This is a genomic window from Curtobacterium sp. MCBD17_019, from assembly GCF_003234555.1.
GTDB lineage: Bacteria > Actinomycetota > Actinomycetes > Actinomycetales > Microbacteriaceae > Curtobacterium.
The window spans coordinates 13,595-32,424 of record NZ_QKTT01000005.1 but is presented as its reverse complement, the minus strand read 5'-3'; the positions used below and the strand labels follow the sequence as shown (position 1 = coordinate 32,424).

The 18,830-nt window shown below is 72.5% G+C and carries 20 protein-coding genes; 6 read left to right on the top strand and 14 right to left on the bottom strand.

The annotated features are described in order from the left end of the window. Positions 1 to 55: 55 nt before the first annotated feature. Both DEI82_RS06265 and DEI82_RS06260 read right to left on the bottom strand, forming a co-directional pair. Positions 56 to 478: an organic hydroperoxide resistance protein gene (locus DEI82_RS06265; protein ID WP_111011529.1), complete on the bottom strand. Its 423-nt coding sequence runs from the start codon at positions 476 to 478 to the stop codon at positions 56 to 58. A gap of 81 nt (positions 479 to 559) precedes the next feature. After that, the gene (locus tag DEI82_RS06260) at positions 560 to 1,006 is read right to left on the bottom strand and encodes a MarR family winged helix-turn-helix transcriptional regulator (RefSeq protein ID WP_258370124.1); all 447 of its coding nucleotides are present in this window, start codon (positions 1,004 to 1,006) and stop codon (positions 560 to 562) included. A 215-nt stretch (positions 1,007 to 1,221) separates the two neighbouring features. Between DEI82_RS06260 and DEI82_RS06255 the strand changes: the two genes are divergently transcribed. Then, the gene (locus DEI82_RS06255; protein WP_111013061.1) at positions 1,222 to 1,902 is read left to right on the top strand and encodes a hypothetical protein; all 681 of its coding nucleotides are present in this window, start codon (positions 1,222 to 1,224) and stop codon (positions 1,900 to 1,902) included. A 75-nt stretch (positions 1,903 to 1,977) separates the two neighbouring features. Here the strand turns inward: DEI82_RS06255 and DEI82_RS16595 are convergent, their stop codons facing one another. Genes DEI82_RS16595 through DEI82_RS06235 form a run of 5 tightly spaced genes read right to left on the bottom strand, consistent with a single transcriptional unit; the run spans position 1,978 to position 6,743 of the window. Next, complete coding sequence (locus DEI82_RS16595; RefSeq protein ID WP_309146640.1) at positions 1,978 to 2,463, bottom strand: hypothetical protein; 486 nt, start codon at positions 2,461 to 2,463, stop codon at positions 1,978 to 1,980. Beyond that, a complete protein-coding gene (locus tag DEI82_RS16590) occupies positions 2,460 to 3,173 on the bottom strand; it encodes an aminotransferase class I/II-fold pyridoxal phosphate-dependent enzyme (RefSeq protein WP_309146639.1) in 714 nt (237 codons plus the stop codon). The genes DEI82_RS16595 and DEI82_RS16590 overlap by 4 nt, the downstream gene beginning before the upstream one ends. A 27-nt stretch (positions 3,174 to 3,200) precedes the next feature. Continuing rightward, positions 3,201 to 3,995, bottom strand: coding sequence for a copper homeostasis protein CutC (locus tag DEI82_RS06245; RefSeq protein ID WP_258371985.1), 795 nt, complete (start codon positions 3,993 to 3,995; stop codon positions 3,201 to 3,203). Next, positions 3,992 to 5,572 (bottom strand): M81 family metallopeptidase, encoded by a 1,581-nt coding sequence (locus tag DEI82_RS06240; RefSeq protein ID WP_111036145.1) that lies wholly within the window; start codon positions 5,570 to 5,572, stop codon positions 3,992 to 3,994. Before DEI82_RS06240 ends, DEI82_RS06245 begins: the two co-directional genes overlap by 4 nt. Then, on the bottom strand, positions 5,562 to 6,743 hold the full coding sequence (locus DEI82_RS06235) for an ROK family transcriptional regulator (protein ID WP_220037240.1): 1,182 nt from the start codon (positions 6,741 to 6,743) through the stop codon (positions 5,562 to 5,564). Before DEI82_RS06235 ends, DEI82_RS06240 begins: the two co-directional genes overlap by 11 nt. A gap of 245 nt (positions 6,744 to 6,988) precedes the next feature. On the opposite strand from DEI82_RS06235, the gene DEI82_RS06230 reads away from it, so the two are divergent. From DEI82_RS06230 to DEI82_RS06210, 5 genes are read left to right on the top strand one after another with little or no spacing between them, the layout of a single operon-like run. Continuing rightward, the gene (locus tag DEI82_RS06230) at positions 6,989 to 8,803 is read left to right on the top strand and encodes a peptide ABC transporter substrate-binding protein (RefSeq protein ID WP_111036143.1); all 1,815 of its coding nucleotides are present in this window, start codon (positions 6,989 to 6,991) and stop codon (positions 8,801 to 8,803) included. Continuing rightward, complete coding sequence (locus DEI82_RS06225) at positions 8,800 to 9,759, top strand: ABC transporter permease (RefSeq protein ID WP_111011523.1); 960 nt, start codon at positions 8,800 to 8,802, stop codon at positions 9,757 to 9,759. Before DEI82_RS06230 ends, DEI82_RS06225 begins: the two co-directional genes overlap by 4 nt. A 43-nt stretch (positions 9,760 to 9,802) precedes the next feature. Further along, the gene (locus DEI82_RS06220; protein WP_111011522.1) at positions 9,803 to 10,723 is read left to right on the top strand and encodes an ABC transporter permease; all 921 of its coding nucleotides are present in this window, start codon (positions 9,803 to 9,805) and stop codon (positions 10,721 to 10,723) included. Next, positions 10,723 to 12,444 (top strand): ABC transporter ATP-binding protein, encoded by a 1,722-nt coding sequence (locus DEI82_RS06215; RefSeq protein ID WP_111036142.1) that lies wholly within the window; start codon positions 10,723 to 10,725, stop codon positions 12,442 to 12,444. Before DEI82_RS06220 ends, DEI82_RS06215 begins: the two co-directional genes overlap by 1 nt. After that, positions 12,441 to 13,397 (top strand): ROK family protein, encoded by a 957-nt coding sequence (locus DEI82_RS06210; RefSeq protein WP_220037239.1) that lies wholly within the window; start codon positions 12,441 to 12,443, stop codon positions 13,395 to 13,397. Before DEI82_RS06215 ends, DEI82_RS06210 begins: the two co-directional genes overlap by 4 nt. Before the next feature lie 3 nt (positions 13,398 to 13,400). On the opposite strand, the gene DEI82_RS06205 is transcribed toward DEI82_RS06210, so the two are convergent. The 7 genes from DEI82_RS06205 to clpS form a co-directional block, all read right to left on the bottom strand. After that, positions 13,401 to 14,567 (bottom strand): N-acetylglucosamine-6-phosphate deacetylase, encoded by a 1,167-nt coding sequence (locus tag DEI82_RS06205; protein WP_111036141.1) that lies wholly within the window; start codon positions 14,565 to 14,567, stop codon positions 13,401 to 13,403. Beyond that, positions 14,564 to 15,052 (bottom strand): YrdB family protein, encoded by a 489-nt coding sequence (locus DEI82_RS06200; RefSeq protein ID WP_258371994.1) that lies wholly within the window; start codon positions 15,050 to 15,052, stop codon positions 14,564 to 14,566. Before DEI82_RS06200 ends, DEI82_RS06205 begins: the two co-directional genes overlap by 4 nt. Before the next feature lie 5 nt (positions 15,053 to 15,057). Next, entirely contained in the window at positions 15,058 to 15,915 is an 858-nt protein-coding gene (gene purU / locus DEI82_RS06195; protein WP_111036139.1) for a formyltetrahydrofolate deformylase, read from the bottom strand. A 60-nt stretch (positions 15,916 to 15,975) separates the two neighbouring features. Beyond that, a complete protein-coding gene (locus tag DEI82_RS06190; protein ID WP_111036138.1) occupies positions 15,976 to 17,313 on the bottom strand; it encodes an MFS transporter in 1,338 nt (445 codons plus the stop codon). A 198-nt stretch (positions 17,314 to 17,511) separates the two neighbouring features. Further along, positions 17,512 to 17,943 carry a MarR family winged helix-turn-helix transcriptional regulator gene (locus tag DEI82_RS06185; RefSeq protein ID WP_111036137.1) on the bottom strand — a complete coding sequence of 144 codons (432 nt, stop codon included), beginning with the start codon at positions 17,941 to 17,943 and terminating at the stop codon, positions 17,512 to 17,514. A gap of 56 nt (positions 17,944 to 17,999) precedes the next feature. Then, a complete protein-coding gene (locus DEI82_RS06180; RefSeq protein ID WP_111036136.1) occupies positions 18,000 to 18,488 on the bottom strand; it encodes a DUF2017 family protein in 489 nt (162 codons plus the stop codon). After that, positions 18,485 to 18,763 (bottom strand): ATP-dependent Clp protease adapter ClpS, encoded by a 279-nt coding sequence (clpS, locus tag DEI82_RS06175; RefSeq protein WP_111036327.1) that lies wholly within the window; start codon positions 18,761 to 18,763, stop codon positions 18,485 to 18,487. The genes DEI82_RS06180 and clpS overlap by 4 nt, the downstream gene beginning before the upstream one ends. Positions 18,764 to 18,830 lie beyond the last annotated feature (67 nt).

The following is an 18,830-nucleotide window of genomic DNA, read 5'->3' as shown; positions in this document are numbered from 1 at the left end:
CTCCCCACCGCGGCTCGTGGCGGTGGGGAGCGGACCGTGCGGCGTCGACGTGGGGTCAGTCGTCCGAGACGCTGATCGTGACCTCGATGTTGCCACGCGTCGCGTTCGAGTAGGGGCAGACCTGGTGCGCCGCGTCCGCGAGGGCCTGTGCTGCGTCGTGCTCCATCCCGGGGATGACGACCTCGAGGTGGACTGCCAGCTGGAACCCGCCCTGCCCGTTCGCGCCGATCTGCACCCGGCCGCCGACGGTGGTGTCGGTGATGGAGACCTTCTGTGCCCGGGCGACGCCCTGGAGCGCGGAGTGGAAGCAGGCGGCGTACCCGGCGGCGAACAGCTGCTCGGGGTTCGCGCCGGCGCCCGAGCCGCCCATCTCCTTCGGGATCGCCATGTCGAGGTCGAGCGTGCCGTCGGTGGTCCGGACGTGGCCGTTGCGGCCTTCGCCGGTCGAGAGGGCTTCTGCGGTGTAGAGGGCGTCCATGGTGTCTCCTGTTCGTGGTCGTCACGCGGCGCGTGACGGGGGTGGGTGGGGCCTCCCGGCCGGGCCGGACGGGAGGCGCGGCTAGCGTGCGCCGGCCGTGGTCGCCTGCATCCCCGCCGTGACGCGGTGCAGGGTGTCGATGAGTCCACGTGCCGTGTCGAGGTCGATCGCCATCCCGCCTGCGATGCACCCGGGCACGTGGGCGAGGTCGGACTGCAGGGCCCGGCCGTGGTCGGTCAGCGCGATCTCGACGACCCGTTCGTCGGCGCGGCTGCGTTCACGCGTGACGAGGTCCGCGTCCGCCATGCGCCGCAGCAACGGTGAGAGCGTGCCCGAGTCGAGGTCGAGGTGGTCGCCGAGCGCGCCGACCGTCAGGGGGCCGCGGTCCCAGAGGAGGACGAGCACGAGGTACTGCGGGTACGTGAGGCCCCAGGGGGCGAGGAGTGCGCGGTACGCCTGGGTCGTCGCCCGGGCGGCGTCGTAGATCGCGAAGCAGACCATCTCGTCGACGGGGGCAGGCGTGTCCATGCAGCAAGTATTGCACGCAATACAGTTGCGAGCGTCCGAACCCCATCCGAGCGATCGGAGAATTGCTCCGAGGCCGACCAATCCACCTCCGTGGGGGCGCCGAACTACCTGCACAGACCGAGCAAATGCTCGAAGCGCTCACCGGCCACCTGCGGCTGGTTCTCCACCCTCAGTCAGGGTGTGTTCGGCGTGCCCACAGCAAGGGAGAAGTCATCATGCGTGGATTCACCAAGACCACCGTCACCATCGCCACCGCTGGAGCGCTCGTCGCCGGGCTCGGCGGCTTCGGCGTCAGCGCCGCGAACGCCGCGGCCCCCGCCGTGCACCTCGCCGCGTCGTCGTCGTCGAAGATCCCCGCCCCGGCCGCAGCCGTCCCCGAGATCAAGGGCGGCGACACCGCGGTCGCGCTCGACAGCGGCTTCATGAGCGCGCTGACCTCGCTGAAGCTCACCCCGGGCGTCAGCGGCTCGGCGAAGCTGTCCGGGTCGACCGTCTCCTTCCCGATCACCGGTGGCAGCGTCGTCTACTGGTCGCCGAAGAGCGACTACCGCCCCTACGTGCAGGGCCTCATCGAGCACGACGGCTCGGGCCTGACCCTCAAGGGCGGCTCGACCACCGTGACGCTCGAGAACTTCACCGTCAACCCCGGCAGCTCGAAGCTCTACGGTGACGTGCTCGTCAACGGCAAGCCCGCCGCGACGCAGGCCTACCTGTTCGCCCTGCACGGTGGGACGCTCAAGCCGCTGAAGCTCCAGGGCGACGACGCGATCCTGACCGGCACCACCGTGCACGTGTCGTCGGACGCCGCCGCGCTGCTCAACAAGACGTTCGGCACGACCGCCGTCAAGAGCAACCTCCTCGTGGGTGTCGCGACCATCACGGCGCAGATCAAGTAACACTCCCGGTCCTCCGGCGCATGGACGACGACGGGCCCGGTGCACACGCACCGGGCCCGTCGTCGTGTCCGAGGGTCAGCGCGCGGCGCGGGTCGTCGCGTCGCCGATCCGGCGGAGGGCCTCGCGCAGCGTCTCCTCGGAGCACCCGAAGTTGAGCCGGGCGTGCCCGATGCCGGGCGTGCCGAACTCCGGTCCGTGGCCCAGTGCGACCCGTGCCGCGTCGACGAGCGGCGTCGCGGGGTCGTCACCCCACGGCGTGCCGCGGAGGTCCAGCCACGCCAGGTACGACGCCTGCGGTTGCCGGTAGCGCGCCCCCGGCACCACCTCGGGCAGGAGCTCGGCGAGCAGACGACGGTTCGCGACGAGTTCGCCGAGCAGGGTCTCGAGCCACGGCTCGCCGTCACGGTAGGCCGCCGTGCTGGCGAGGTACCCGAGGATGCTCGTCCGCCACTCGACCTCGCGCGGCAGGGCGTCGAACCACGCAGCGGCCCGGTCCGAGGCGCCGATCATCATGGCGCACTTGGTCCCCGCGATGTTCCATCCCTTGCTCGCCGCGGTCACCGTGACCCCGACGCGGGCCGCGTCGTCCGAGGCTGCGAGGAACGGCGTGAAGACCGCGTCGCGCTGTGCACGAGCGGCGCGTGGATCTCGTCGCTCACCACGACCGCGTCCCACTCCGCGGCGAGCGCGGCCAACGCGGCGAGGGCCTCCCGGCTGTGCACGAGACCGAGCGGGTTGTGCGGATTGCAGAGCAGCACCGTGCGCGCCCCGTCGGCGAACGCGCGGCGCACCCCGTCCAGGTCGATCCGCCAGCCGGCGGTCGTCGGGAACGGCGTCGCGTCGTCGTCGGCGTCCGACGGCGGCAGGAGCGGGACCTCGACCGCGACGCATCCGGCCTCGTCCACGAACTCCCAGAACGGCGGGTACACGGGCGGCATGACGACGACGCCGTCACCGGGCTCCGTCACCTGCCGGAGCACCTCGACCGCTGCGACGGACACATCGGTGGTCGTGTGCACGAGGTCCGGCTCGACGCGCCACCCCCACCGCCGCTCGGCGAAGTCCGCGAACGCGTCCGGCAGTTCCCGAGAGGACCCCAGGTACCCGGTGTCGCCACCCTGCACGGCCGCGATCATGGCGTCGCGGACGGGCTCGGCGAGCGTGCAGTCCATCTCGGCGACGAACATCGGGATCACGTCCGGCGGGAAGTCGGTGTACTTGCCACTGGTGCGGGTCGCTCGCGCGTCGAAGGGCGAGATCATCAGGCTCATGCCCACAGCCTGGCAGGAACCCCGGCGTCAGCGCACCGCGTCGACCGCGGCCCGCGCCGCCGCCACGACGGCCGGGTCCGTGACCAGGTGGGTGTCCTCGCCCGCGACGCCCATGGGCACGCGACTCCCTCGCGTCCCACGCCCGGCCACGAGCCGCTTCGCGGAGAGGTGCACGGCCGCCACACCCGCGTTCGCGAACGCGGGGACGTCCTGCGGTGCCACGCCGCTCCCCGCCATCACCTGCACCGGACCGGCCGCGGCGACCATCCGCGTGATGGTCGCGAGGCCCTGCGGCGCGGTCGCGGCACCACCCGACGTCAACACCCGCGTGACGCCGAGCGTCGGCAGGGTCGCGGCGGCGGCGATCGGGTCCGCGGCGTGGTCGATCGCGCGGTGCACCGTGACCTCGACATCGGCCCGGACGTCCCGAGCCGCGCTCCGGAGCCGCGCGATCGTCGCGATGTCGAGCATCCCGTCCGGCCCGAGCGCCCCGACGACGACGCCCCGCGCGCCGGAGGCCACGACCGCCCGGACCTCGCGGATCATCGTGGCGATCTCGTCCTCGTCGTACACGAAGTCACCCGGCCGACACCGCACGAGCACGTGCGCGGGGATCCCGACGGTGACCACGGCCTCCACGAGTCCCTGCGCGGGGGTGACGCCGCCGAGCTCGAGCGCCGCGCAGAGCTCGACGCGGTCCGCGCCGCCATCGCGCGCGACGACCGCACCCGCGGCGGACGTGACCGCGATCTCGAGCGCTGGTCGGGCCTCCCGGCCGGGAGGCCCGACCACGGCTGCGGACGTCGGCTGCCGGTCGTTCACTCGTCCGGCCCGGTGAGCGGCACGTCCGAGGCCGGCAGGATGCGCGCCGACAGGTCCGGCTCGGCGGGGAAGGCCCGGTCGAACGGGAACATCGGGCGGCGGATGCGCCGGTGGCCGAGTCGCTCGAGGTCCTGGTCCACGCCGCCGGGGGTGAGGCCGAGCATCCAGTCGGCCGCCATGTCGTACAGCTCGGGCTCGAGGTACCCGATCTTGACGATGACGACGTCAGCCGACCGCGGGTCGAGGTCGAGGTCGGTGAAGTCGTGCTCGTGGTGGTACGGCTTCCGGAGCTCCGTGAGGATCGCGAACACGCTGCCCACCTGCAGGACGACCTCGGTGACGGCGTCCGGATCGCCGTGTCGGACGGCGTGCACCCGCCCGGTCATGGTCAGGGGTCCGGCGTGCCGGTCGTCGACCTCGGCCCCGGCCGTGACGGTCACGGTGGCGCCGACGCCGGCCGCGACGGCGGTACGGATCGCCTCCGGTCCGGGGACGCTGGCGTAGATGACGGTCGGACCGCTCGGTTCGGCGAACTCGGGTCGGGCGAGCAGCTCGGTGAGGCCCCACGTCATGTCGCCCGCGCCACCGGCGGTCGGGTTGTCGCCCGAGTCGGAGATGAAGTACGGGCGGGCGTCGGAGGCCAGCGCGGCGTCGAGGCACTCGGCGAACGAGCCGGTGGGCGCGACGAACGCGAAGTCCTCGCGGGCCTCCCAGAAGCTCCGGGCCAGGCGTTCGGCGCCCGCGGTGACGGCGTCCTCGTCCCATCCGGTGACCACGACGACGGCGCGGTTCCGTGGCTCGTCGGCCCACGCGTACCCGACCCAGATTGCGGCGTCGACGACGCCGTCGGTGGCCTCGACCTCCGGCACGCCGGCGTAGATGTGCGCGGCGGGCTCGATCCGCGTCGAGGTCTGCTCGCCGGGGAGCAGCACCGGCACCGGCACCCACGCCTTCACGGGACGGACGCGCGGGGCGGCCCCGCCGTCGGCGGCGTCGGTGGCGGACGGCAGGGTCGGCTGCGCGGCCAGCAGGTCGACCAGGTTGCGGACCGCCCGCTCCTTCGTGTCGAGGGCGTCCTCGTGCGGCGCCATCCGGTAGCACGTGATGAGGTCGGAGGCGTGGGCCAGCTCCCGCGACACGTTGCCGTGCAGGTCCATCGACGTCGACACGATCACGTCCGGGCCCACGACCTCACGGATCCGTGCGAGCAGCACCGCCTCGGCGTCGTCGAGGCCCTCGACGGTCATCGCGCCGTGGATGTCGTACCAGAGGCCGTCGATCGCCCCGCTGCCGACGATGGCGTCGAGCCGGGTGGTGATCTCGCCGGCGAGCTCCTCGAACGCGTCCCGCGTGACGATCCCGCCGGGCAGTGCCTTGCCGACGAGCGCACCGCGCCACCGGGCGGCCTCGCGGAGCGGCTGCCCGGCGCGGAGGAACGGGTACCGGTCCATGATCTCGTCGCCGCGGAGCGGGTGGAACGCCGGGGCCAGCGTCCGGGCCGGTGAGAACGTCGACGACTCGATGCCGAGTCCGGCGACGGCGATGACCGGGAGGGACGGGCTGGGTTCAGGGGACACGGATCCTCCGGTGGTGGTTGGTGATGGATGCGCCGGCGACGGCGTCGAGGGTGGCGGTGAGGGCGCGTTGCAGGGCGAACTGCCCGGCGCCGACGAGGCCGGCGTCGGCCCCGAGCGATGCCCGCTCGATGGTGAGGTGCTGGGTGACGAGCGGGTGACACCCCTCGTACAGCTGGCTGCGCACGGCCGCGACGAAGGGTTCGACGGTCGAGAGGATGCCACCGAGGTACACCGCGTCGGGGTTGAAGAAGTTGACGTTGGCGGAGAGCACCTCGCCGAGGTACTTGCCCGCACGGCGGACGGCGCGGGTCGCGGCCGGGTGGGCGTCGGTCGCGAGCGCGACGACGTCCTGCGTGGTGGCCACGTCGACGTCGGACTCCTGCAGGATGCGCACGAGGGCCGCGCCCGACGCCACGGTCTCGAGACACCCGGTGTTGCCGCACGAGCACGGGGTGTCGCCGGCCGCGTCGATGCGCACGTGCGTGATGTCCCCGGCCGCTCCGGTCGCACCCCGGTAGAGCCGGCCGTCGGCGATGATCCCCGCACCGATGGCCGAGCCCGCCTTCACCATGATCGCCTGGCGACGCTCCGGCGGCTGCACCGCGTGCTCGCCGACGGCCATGCAGTTCGCGTCGTTGTCGACGGCCGCCGTGACCCCGAACCGCTCGGCCAGCCAGGCGGCGACGGGGAACCCGTTCCAGCCCGGCATGCGGCTCGGCAGGTCGACGACGCCCGCCTCGACGTCGACGGGGCCCGGGAGGCTCAGCCCGACGCCGCGGAGCGCGCTCCGGCCCCGGCGTGTGGCCAGTTCCTCGAGCACCTCCGCCAGGCGTTCGAGCCCGGGGCGCGGCCCGTCGACCATGGCGAAGGGGATCGTGCGGACGTCACTGAGGCCACCGCCCGGCAGGACGACGCCGACCCGGGCGTGCGTGCCGCCGAGGTCCGCCGCGAGCGCGTACTCGTCGACGCCCCCGAGGCGGAGCACCTTCCGGGGGCGTCCGCCGGTCGACGAGCGGGTGCCCTCCTCGGCCACGAGGCCGTTCGCGATGAGCTGCCCGACGGTGAGCGACACGGTCGACGGCGCGGCGCCGAGGTGCGTGGCGATCTCGGTGCGGCTGGTCGCCTGTCCCGAGGCGATGAGCTCGAGCACGCGGGCAGTGAGCTCAGCCACGGGACCGGTCCCGGGGACTTTCTCCAGACATGGTCGAACTATCTCCATCGCGGGTGGGGTGGTGGCGAGTGTACGGCCTTGCGCTGTCGCCCTGGCTTTCCGCAGTTCCGCAGAAACGCAGTTTTTACACGGCGGGACTTCTTTCTCCACCTCGTCAGGCCCTTGACTGTGCAGCAGCACGCGCCACCCCTCCGCTCCGCCTTCCACCCCTGGTGCCGACCGGCCCCGTTCGAAGGAGAACAGCAATGTCCACAGCACGCACCGGGCGTCCCCGCCGCCCCTGGGCGCTCGTCGCGGGAGTCGCCGTCGCGGCGTCCGCACTGCTCGCCGGCTGCGCCGGTTCCGGCGGATCGAGCGGGTCGTCGGGTTCCGACACCATCGACTACGCCCTGCCCGCGAACTTCACGCCGAACTGGATCCTGCCGATCGGGACCGCGGCGCACCTCAACACGAACAACGGGTCGATCGCGTCGTCGCTCTGGGAGCCCCTCATCGCGTACGACGGCTCGACGGGCAAGATCGCCTGGAACAAGGCCGGCTCGATCGCCACGGCCGCGGACTTCGCCTCGGACGGCAGGAGCGTCACGATCACCCTCGGCGACCGCCACTGGAGCGACGGCAAGGCGATCACCTCGCGCGACGTCGAGTTCTGGTTCAACGTGATCAAGGCGAACAAGGCCGACTGGGCGAGCTACAACGAGGGCAAGGCGCCCGACAACTGGACGTCCCTGAAGACGATCGACGACCGACACTTCACGATCACGTTCGACAAGGCCTACAACGAGCAGTGGATGCTCGCGAACGAGCTGAGCCTCATCACCCCGCTCCCGCAGCACGCCTGGGACAAGACGAGCGCGAACGGCTCGGTGGGTGACGCCGACCGCACGACCGCGGGTGCGAAGCAGGTGTGGAAGTTCCTCAACGCCGCGGCGAAGGACATCTCCGGGTACGACTCGAACAAGCTCTGGACCACGATCTCCGGCCCGTACGCGATCGACTCGTTCTCGACCTCGGGCAAGGTCGTCCTGATCGCGAACAAGAAGTACGACGGCGGCGAGAAGCCCTCGATCACGACGGTCGACCTGCTGCCGTTCACCACGAGCGACGCCGAGACGAACGCGCTCCGCTCGGGCTCCGTCGACTACGGCTACATCAGTCCCTCGGACATCGACCAGAAGGCCTCGTTCACGTCCAAGGGCTACTCGGTCGAGCCGTGGAACGGATGGGCGATCACGTACATGCCGTACAACTTCCACAACCCGACCATGGGTCCGGTGTTCCAGCAGCTGTACGCCCGTCAGGCCGTGCAGATGTCGATCAACCAGCCGCAGCTGTCCAAGGTCGTGTTCAACGGCACCGCGACGCCGGGCTACGGGCCGGTCCCGCAGGCGCAGAAGTCCGACTTCGTCTCGTCGACCCAGACGGACAACCCGTACCCGTACTCCAGCAGCAAGGCGAAGGCCCTGCTCACGAGCCACGGCTGGACCGAGCAGAACGGCACGATGGTCTGCACCGACGCCGGGTCCGGGAGCTCGCAGTGCGGTGCCGGCGTCGCCAAGGGCACGAAGTTCCAGATGCAGGTGCTGTCGCAGTCCGGCTCGACCGTGACGGACAACATGATGAGCGCGATCCAGTCCTCGCTCGCCAAGACCGGCATCGGGTTCTCGATCAAGACCGCTCCGGTCAACACGGTCCTGTCGCAGACGCCGCAGTGCACCGCCGACCAGGACATCTGCAAGTGGCAGCTGTCGTTCTTCGGGACCGCCGGGAGCTGGTACTTCAACGCGTACCCGACCGGTGACTCGCTGTTCCAGACCGCCGGCAGCGCGAACTTCGGGAACTACTCGAACAAGCAGGTGGACCAGCTCATCTCGGCCAGCACCACGTCGACCGACTCGAGCGCGGTGCAGGACTACAGCGCGACGGTCGCGAAGGACCTGCCGGTGATCTGGCTGCCGAGCCCCGACTACCAGATCTCGGTCGTCAAGAAGGGCCTGACCGGGTTCGACCAGGACTCCCTGGCGAACTTCCACCCCGCGCAGTGGAAGTGGAGCAAGTGACCACTGCGCTCTACATCGCCCGGCGTGTGCTGCAGGCCGTGATCGTGGTGTTCATCGTCACCGTGATCGTGTTCTGCCTGCTGCACACGCTCCCCGGGGGTCCCGCTCGCGGGATCCTCGGGGCGAAGGCCACGAGCCTGCAGATCGCGCAGTTCAACCGCGAGCAGGGCCTCGACAAGCCCCTCGTCGTGCAGTACGTCTACTACCTCGGTACCTTGCTCCGCGGCGACCTCGGCTCCTCGTACACGCTGAACGAGCCGGTCACGCAGCTCATCGTCGAGCGACTGCCGAAGACCCTGGTGCTGACGATCCTGTCGGCCGTCGTGGCGCTCGCCGTGGCGATCCCGCTCGGCATGTGGCAGGCCGTCCGGCGGAACAAGCCGGTCGACTACGTCGTCACGACCCTCGCGTTCGTGGCGTACTCCACCCCCGTGTTCTTCCTCGGGCTCGTCGTCATCGTGGTGTTCAGCCAGGTCCTGCCGTGGTTCCCCTCGCAGGCCCCGAACGGCAACACGCTCGCCGAGGTCTTCGCCGACCCGGCCGGTCTCGTCCTCCCGGTGGTGACCGGTGCCGCCGCCATGGTCGCCGTGTTCAGTCGGTACATGCGGTCGTCGACGCTCGAGAACCTCCAGGAGGACTACGTGCGCACCGCGCGGGCCGGCGGCGCACGACAGGGTGCGATCCTCCGACGGCACGTCCTCCGCAACTCGCTCACGCCGGTGATCGCGATGCTCGGGTACTACGTCCCGGTGCTCTTCGGCGGATCGCTCGTCGTCGAGCAGCTCTTCAACTACCCGGGCATGGGCCTGCTGTTCTGGAGTGCCGCGCAGTCGTCCGACTACCCGGTGCTCCTCGGCTGCGTCCTCGTCATCTCCGTGGCCACCGTCGTCGGCACGCTCCTGGCCGACGTCATCCAGTCGATCGTCGACCCCCGCGTCAGGGCGGCGACGGCATGACCGGCGACCGGTCCCCGAACCCCCGAAGCAAGGCAGGTCCCGCATGAGCGCCGTCCTCCAACCCGGGCAGACGCCACTGAGCCCGGACTCCGCCGCCGGGCCCGCCGTCGAGGTCGTCGGTGCCACCGGCTTCCGGATCGCGCTGCGCCGGTTCCTCCGCAACCGGCTCGCGGTCGTCGGCCTCGTCGTGGTCGTCCTGTTCGTGCTGTTCTGCTTCGTGGGCCCACTCGTGTACCCGACCGACCAGACGCACACCACGCTGTCGCAGGCGAACCTCCGGCCCGGCGGCGCACACCTGCTCGGCACCGACGCCGTCGGCCACGACGAGCTCGGTCGCCTGATGTACGGCGGGACCGTGTCGCTCCTCGTCGGTCTCGCCGCCGGGCTGCTCGCCACGGTCATCGGCACGCTCTGGGGTGCGATCGCCGGGTACGCGGGCGGATGGGTCGACGCGGTCATGATGCGCGTCGTCGACGCCGGCATCGCCATCCCCGCGCTGTTCATCCTGCTCGTCATCTCGGCGATCTCCACGCCGGACGTCCTCGGGCTCATCGTGATCCTCGGCCTCGTGTCGTGGCTCGTGCCGTCGCGCCTCATCCGAGCCGAGACCCTGACGCTCAAGAACCGCGACTACGTCCTGACGCTCCGGGCGATCGGCGGCACGCACGCCCGCGCCGTCATGCGTCACGTGCTCCCGAACTCCGTGTCGACGATCGTCGTCGCCGCGACGTTCCAGGTGGCCGACGCGATCCTCCTCGTCGCCTACGTGTCCTACCTCGGCCTCGGCGTGCAGCCACCCGCGACCGACTGGGGTGGCATGCTCTCGGCGGGCCTCACCGCCGCGTACTCGGGCCGGTGGTGGCTCATCCTGCCGCCCGGCCTCGCCGTGATCCTCGTCGTCTGCGCGTTCAACGCGATCGGCGACGGGCTCCGGGACGCCTTCGACGCGAGAGGACGCGGCTGATGCCGACGACCACCCAGACGACCGTGCCGATCCTCGACGTCGAGGACCTCGACGTCACCTTCGCCACCGAGACCGGCGCCGTGCCCGCGGTGCGCGGGGTGTCCCTCCAGGTCCGGCCGGGCGAGACGCTCGCTCTCGTCGGCGAGTCCGGATCGGGCAAGTCCACGATCGCGCTCGCCGCGATGGGCCTGCTCGCCCCGAACGCCACGCCGAGCGGCCGAGCCGCGGTCGGCGGGACCGACGTCGTCGGCGCGTCCGAGCCGTCGCTCGCGGCACTCCGTGGCCGGACGGTGTCGATGGTCTTCCAGGAACCCGCGACCGCACTCGACCCGCTCACCCGGATCGGCGCCCAGATCGCCGAGGTGATCCGCAACCACCGGCAGGTCACGGCGGCCGACGCCGCTCGCGAGGCCGTCGACCTGCTCCGCCGCGTCGGCATCCCCGACCCCGAGCAGCGCGCCTCCGCGTTCCCGTTCCAGTTGTCGGGCGGCCAGCGGCAGCGCGTCGTCATCGCGATGGCCATCGCGAACGAACCGCGGCTCCTCATCGCCGACGAACCGACCACCGCACTCGACGTGACCGTCCAGGCCGAGATCCTGGAACTGCTCCGCCGCCTCGCCGTCGACACCGGCACCGGGGTGCTGCTCGTCACGCACAACATGGGTGTCGTCGCCGACTTCGCCGACCGCGTCGCCGTCATGCTCCACGGCGAGATCGTCGAGACCGGCAGCGTCGAGGACGTCCTCCTCCGACCGGAGCACGAGTACACGAAGCGGCTCCTCGCCGCTGTGCCGCGGCTCCTCGTGGCGGATCCGGACCGGCCCGCGCCCGTCCCGGACGACCCGTCGACGGTCGGGAGGGACGGCACGCCTCCGGTGGTCGACCTGCGGGACGTCGGGGTCGCCTTCGGTCGTGGCCGCCGCGCCGTGCAGGCCCTCGCCGGGGTCGACATCCGCGTGCACGCCGGGGAGACCGTGGGCCTCGTCGGCGAGTCCGGGTCGGGCAAGTCGACCGCGGCGCGGGTGGCGCTCGGCCTCGTGCTGCCCACCTCCGGGACCGTCGCGCTCTTCGGCCAGGACCTCCGCCGGACGCGAGGGCGTGCACGACGGGCCCTCCAGGGCGGGATCGGGGTGGTCCTCCAGGACCCGGTCGCGTCGCTCGACGCCCGGATGGCGGTCGGCGAGTGCATCGCCGAGCCGCTCCGAGTCCACCGCCGGGGCATGGGGGGTGCCGAACGGGACCGCCTCGTCGCCGAGGCCCTGGACGCCGTCCGGCTGCCCCGTGCCCTGGCCGGACGCGCGCCGCGCGAGCTCTCGGGAGGGCAACGGCAACGCGTCAGTCTCGCCCGGGCCCTCGTGCTCGGGCCGAAGCTCCTCGTGGCCGACGAACCGACGAGTGCCCTCGACGTCAGCGTGCAGGAGGCCGTGCTCGAGGTCATCACCGACCTGCAGCACGACCTCGGGTTCGCGTGCCTGTTCGTGTCGCACGACCTCGCCGTCGTGCAGCACTTCGCCGCACGGGTCGTCGTCATGCGCGGCGGGCGGATCGAGGAGCAGGGCCCCACCGGCCGGACGCTGCTGCACCCCGAGACCGACTACACGCGCCGGCTCCTCGCGGCCGTGCCGGTCCCGGACCCCGTGCTCCAGCGCCGCCGACGGTCGGAGCGACAGGCGGCGCTCGCCGCCGGCTCCGGAGGACCGGTCCCGGGGGAACGCGCGTGAGCCGCACGGACACCGCGGCCCCGGCCCTCCCGACCGATGCACCACGTCGCCTGCTCGCCGGGATCGACGTCGGCGGCACGAACACGAAGGTGCTGCTGTGCACCGAGGACCTCGTGGTGCTCGACCGGACCGACGTCCCGACACCGGCGCACGACGGCGGCGCTGCGATCGTCCGCGCGGCGGTCGCGGCGGTGGGCGCCTTGCTCTCGCGGCAGCACGGCACGCTCATCGGCGTCGGGGTGGGCGCGGCCGGTGTCGTCGACGCGGCGAGCGGCACCGTGCTCGTGACCGGCGACTCGTTCACCGGCTGGGCCGGCTTCGGGGTGACCGCAGCGATCGAGGCCGCGCTCGGCGTCCCGGGGACCCTCGACAACGACGTGAACGCGTTCCTCCGCGGCGAGGTCTCGGCCGGCGCCGTGGCGGGGGAGCGGGACGTGCTCGGCATGACGCTCGGCACCGGGGTCGGCGGCGCACTCATCCTGGCGGGCGAGCTGTACGACGGGCCCGGTGGTGCCGCCGGCGAGATCGGTCACGTCCCGGGGTTCGGCGACGCCCGGTGCACCTGCGGGCAGCGCGGGCACCTCGAGACCCTGGCGTCCGCGCGGAGCATCAGCGCTCGCTACGCCGAGCGCACGGGCCGGACCCGCCACGCGCACGAGGTCGCCGCCGCTGCCGAGGCCGGCGACGCCGACGCCCGTGCGGTGTTCGACGCCGCCGGGTGGGGGCTCGCGCGGGCGATCCTCCTGACCGCGGGGATCCTCGACGTCCGGACCGTCGTCATCGGCGGCGGGGTGTCCGCCGCGTGGGCGTTGCTCGAGCCGCCGATGCGCCGGGCGCTCGAGGCCGAACCCCCCGTCAGCGGTGCCGTCGTCCGGGTCGAGCGGGCCCGGCTGGGCAGCGACGCGGTGGCGCTCGGTGCGGCGTCGCGCGCCCGGGCACTCCTGGCCGGCTGACCGTCAGTCGGCGGAGGCCCCGGCCACCGGCACCCCCGCAGCCCACACCCCCGCGACGGTCCAGTCCCCGCGGAACGCGACGACGTCGGCCGCGTACCCGGGTGCCAGTCGGCCCAGGCGCTCCCCCTCGCCGATGGCACCCGCGGGGACGGCCGTGAGCGCCGCGACGGCATCGACGAGCGACACGTCGGTCTGCGTCAGCGCGATGCGGAGGGCCGCGTCCTGCGTCAACGTCGAGCCGGCGATGGTGTCCGAGCCGGCCACGTGCGCGACGCCGTCGGTCACCCGCACCCCCAGGTCGCCGAGCATGTAGTCGCCGTCGGGGGAGCCGGCGGCCGCCATCGCGTCGGTGATCAGGGCGACACGGCCGGGGGCGGCGCGGAGCAGGATCCGCGCGACCGCCGGCGCGACGTGGACGCCGTCGAGGATGAGCTCGAGCGTGACGCGGTCGTCGGCGATCGCGGCCGAGATCGGCCCGGGGGCGCGGTGGTGGATCCCCGGCATGGCGTTGAACGCGTGGGTGAGCATCGAGGCACCGAGGTCGAAGGCCCGCTGCGCGGTTCCGTGGTCCGCCGTGGTGTGCCCGACCGCGGCGACGACCCCGGCCTCCACGACGGCGGGGATCGCCCGCTCGGCGCCGGGCAGTTCCGGCGCGATCGTGATCTGGCGCAGGACCCCCTCGCCCGCGGTGAGCAGCGCGGCGACGGCGTCCGGCTCCGGGGGGACCAGGTACGCGGGGTGGTGTGCGCCGCGGTTGTCGGGCGACAGGAACGGTCCCTCGAGGTGCGCGCCGAGCACGAGTGGGTCCCGGGCGGCGAGCGCGCGGATCGCGGTGAGGTGGTCGACGAGCACCGGCACGGGGTTCGCCACGAGGCTGATCACCGACCGTGTCGTGCCGTGTGCACGGTGGACGGCGAGTCCCGTCGGGATCTGGTCCGGGTGGTCGTAGGCGCCGCCGCCCCCACCGTGCCCGTGGAGGTCGACGAACCCGGGCGTGATCGTGGCCGTGCCGAGGTCGATCACCTCCTCCGCTGCGGGGGCGTCCGGCCCGCTGCCCGTCGCTCGGATCGTGTCGCCGTCGAGCAGCAGCCACGGGTCCTCGACGATCCCGGACACGTCGACCGCGCGAGCGGCGCGGAGGAGCGTGGTCCGGGCCTCCCCGCCGGTCACGGTGCGGTCTCCCGGCGACCGACGACGATGCCCGACACCGCGGCGACGACGATGAACACGAGTCCGACCCACGGCCGGCCGATGGAGAGCCAGGCGCCGCCCGCGGCGACGATGAGCGCGACCTCGACGATCGTCTTGCCGACCGCGTCCGTCGGGATCGGGGACCGCGGCGAGCGGAAGAAGAACCAGACGAGTGCGGCGAACACCGGCGCGCCGACCATGAACACGACGGCGGGGCTCGGGAAGGCCCACGAGATGTAGCCCCAGTACGCGAGCGAGAACAGGCCGAACACCATGACGGCCACCCGGACGACCGTCCAGACGTCGACGCGGCGGCGCGGCCGGGAGGCTCGGGGAGCCCCCGCCGCCGACGTGCGGCCCACGGCGGGTGCGGCGCGGCCTGGAGCGGGGGCGGCGTGGCCCGCGCCGGCTGCGGGCGGTGGGACGTCCTCCCAGTCGACGGGGGACTGCGGCGGGTTCGACATGTCGCTCACCGGAAGATGATCGTGCGGGAGCCGCCGTCGAGGAGCACGCGGTCCTCGGCGATCCAGCGGACGGCCTGGGTCAGCGTGCGCGACTCCTCGTCCTGTCCGATGGACACGAGCTGCTGCGGCGTGCGGGAGTGGTCGACCCGGACGACGTTCTGCTCGATGATCGGCCCCTCGTCGAGGTCGCTCGTCACGAAGTGCGCCGTCGCCCCGATGAGCTTGACGCCCCGCGCGTGGGCCTGCCGGTACGGGTTGGCGCCCTTGAACCCGGGCAGGAACGAGTGGTGGATGTTCACCGCGCGGCCGGCGAGCGCCGCGCACAGCTCGGGCGAGAGGATCTGCATGTAGCGGGCGAGCACGACGAGCTCGATGTCGTGCTCCTCGACGGCCTGGAGGACTCGCGCTTCCATGGCACGCTTGCTGGCCTCGTCGACGACCGCACGGTGCTCGAACGGCACGGAGTAGAACGCGGCGAGTTCGCCGAGGTCCGGGTGGTTCGACAGCACCAGGGGCACCTCGATCGGGAGCTGTCCGTTCCGCTGCCGGTACAGCAGGTCGTTCATGCAGTGACCGGCCTTCGACACGAGCACGAGCGTGCGCAGGGGGCGCCCGACGACGTCGAGCTGCACGGTCATGTCGTACCGCTCGACCACGGGGGCGAGCGCGGCCTCGAACGCCGCACGCGAGACGGGTGCGAGCACCTGCAGCCGCATGAAGAACGTGTTCGTGTCCTCGCTCGAGAACTGCTGCGACTCGGTGATGTTCCCCTCGGCCGCGACGACGGCGCCGCTCACCGCGTGGACGATCCCGGGGCGGTCCTGGCAGACGAGGGTGAGTGTCCAGTGGGTCGGGTCGGTCACCCGCTCAGCGTATCGGGGCGAGCGGACGGCCCGGGAGGCGCGGCGCACGTCCGCTCCGCGTCAGCCCGCGGCGCTGCGATCCGCCCGCCGCAGTGCCCGGTCGAGGATCGTCAGTGCGGACAGCAGCAGTGCGACGCCGACGATCACCCATCCGAGCAGGTGCAGGTCCGGCGTGGTGGGGCGCTCGCCGAAGACACCGCCGATGAGGGACGACGCCGCGATCGCCCCGATGTACACGCTCGTCCGGGACAGACCCGCCGCGGTGCCGATGTACGACGAGGGCACCTGCCGGTACAGCGCCGCCTGGTTCGAGACCGACGCCAGCCCCTGCGGCACCCCGAACATGGTCGGCACGAGGGCGATGAGCCAGACCGGGCTGTCGGCGTGGAGGCCGAGGAGCAGCAGCCCGCCGACGACCGGGACCGTGGCTGCGATCACGAGCGGCGTCCGGACGCGGGTCCGTCGCGCCACGAGGAACGACACGACGCCCGCGATCACGGCGGAGGGCAGCTGGATGTACCCGGCCTGGTCGCTCGAGTAGCCGGCGACGTCCTGCACCCACTGCGAGAACCCGTACGTCATCGTGTACGCGACCATGTAGACGAGGAACAACCGGATGTACGTGCGGCTCAGCGCCCGGTTCGTGACGAGGAGCCGGACGTCGATGAACGGCTTGACCGCCCGGAGCTCACGGAGCACGAGGGCCACGAGCAGCGCGACGGCGACCCCGAGCAGCCACCAGAGGCCGTCGGACAGGTCGAGCAGGAACACGAGCAGCGCGGACACGGTCCCGGTCATGAGGAGCATGCCGGCGGGGTCGAGCGCGGTGAGCACCGGCACTCCGTCGTCGCGGCGGGGCCGCGACGCGTCGGACGGCAGCCACAGCCCCGCGACGACGAACCCGAAGGCGGCGAGTGGCACGTTGACGAGGAAGATCGCGTGCCACCCGAAGGCGGCGATGAGTGCGCCCCCGAGCGGTGGCCCGGCGGCCGCGGAGACCAGGGACGTGATCGAGAGCGCGCCGAGCACGAGCGGCGGGGTCGGCTTGCCGATGCGCTCGGACTGCTGGCGGAGTGTGGTCAGGGCGGCCGGGTAGGCGGACGAGGTCCCGATGCCGATGAGCACGCGAGCGGTGACGGCACCCCCGAACCCGGTGAGGAACTCGGGCACGAACCCGGCGACGCCGACGATGACGAGCCCCGTGAGGAACACCTTCTTCGGCCCGAACCGGTCAGCGAGCTTCCCCATCGACGGCTGGGCGACGGCGCTCGCGAGGTACAGCGCCGCGACGAGCCAGATCGCCTGCGCGGACCCGATGCCCAGGTCGCGGGAGATCGGCGCGAGCGCGACGGACACCATCGTGGTGTTGATCGGGTTGAGGAGCGGCCCGACGAGCACCGGGACGAGGAGCTTCGGGCCGAAACCGGGGTGGCGCTGCCGTGCGGGGCCGGTGGTGGGGACGGATGCGGTGGACGCGGACGTGACGGCGGCTTTCGGTCGGTGCGGCGAGCGGGAGGTGCGGCGAGCTGGAGGTGCGGCGAGCGAGCGGGCGGGGTGGCGGTGGAGCCACGGCGGGAGCGCGGTGCGGCGCCCGCGTCAGGGGTCGACGAGCGACCCGAGCACGTCGATCGCGCGCTCGACGGCGGCGCGGTCCTCGGCCGGGAGGCCCGCGAGCCGGTCCGCGACGAGGCGCGTGCGGCTCGCGTGGGAACCGGCACGGGCCTCCCGGCCGACGGTGGTGAGCTGGACGAGCGCTCGCCGACCGTCCGTGGGATGCGGCTCACGGACGGCGAGACCGAGTTCGACGAGACCCGCGATCGTGGCACCCATCGACTGCGGGCGCACGCCCTCGGCGCGGGCGAGGTCCGCGGTGGTCTGCGGGCCGTCGCGGAGCAGGCGGCCGATCACGGCGGACTGGGTCGGCGAGATCTCGTCGGTCTTGGCGACGAGGAGCGTGCGACGGAACCGGCCGTGCACGGCGATGAGCGCCTCGGCGAGGTCGATGTCGGGTGCGCTGCGCTCGGTCACGCGACGACGCTACGCCTGGGAAGCCAGCCTTGCAAGGCAGGCTTCCATTGTGGGGCTCAGTCCCCGTGCCCCTGCAGGGTGACGACGAGGTGTTCCTGCACGTAGCCGAGCCAGTCGTAGACGTCGCGGAGTCCGATCTCGCTCCCGACACCGTCCGGATCGGCGTCGGGGTCGTCCGGGTCGTGGTCGGCGATCCCGAGCCGCTCCGCGACGGTGAGCCGCAGGTCGGTGAGGCAGCGGAGCCACGCCTGTTCGGCCTCCCGGTCGAAGGGTCCCGACACGCGGCCGGTCAACCAGTCGTGCACGATGCGGGCGTTCTCGGCCTTCTGCGTCTGCAGGTCGACGATCGTGTAGCGGCGGAACTCCGCGGACGCCTCGGGGTCGTCCGGGTACGCGACGGGGAACAGCCGCAGCGCGACCGGATCACCGGCCAGGTCCCCCTGCAGGATCTGCATGAGCTGCGCCGTCAGGCTCTCGAGCACGCTGCGCTCGCCCCTCGACAGCGTCAGGTGCACGCCGTCGCGACGTCGGACGAACGGGATCACGTGGCGTCCCTGCCGACCGTCGCCTGTAGGCCGAACCCGTGCATGGCCTCGACGTGGCGCTCCATCTCCTCGCGCAGACCGCGCGCGACGACCGCCCTGCCCTCGTCGTTCACCTGTCGCATGAGCCGTTCGGCCTTCTGTCGCGGGAAGCCGAAGTAGGTCTGGAACACGTACGTCACGTACGACATGAGGTTGACCGGGTCGTCCCACACGACCGCGACCCAGGGCGCGTCCGAGCGCGTGCGCTGCCGGACGTCCAGGTCGGGCTCGAGCATCGTCACCCCTCCAGGGTCGCACGCGCCCGGTCGCTTCGCCCACTGCTCGTGCAGGCTCGGCCCTCGC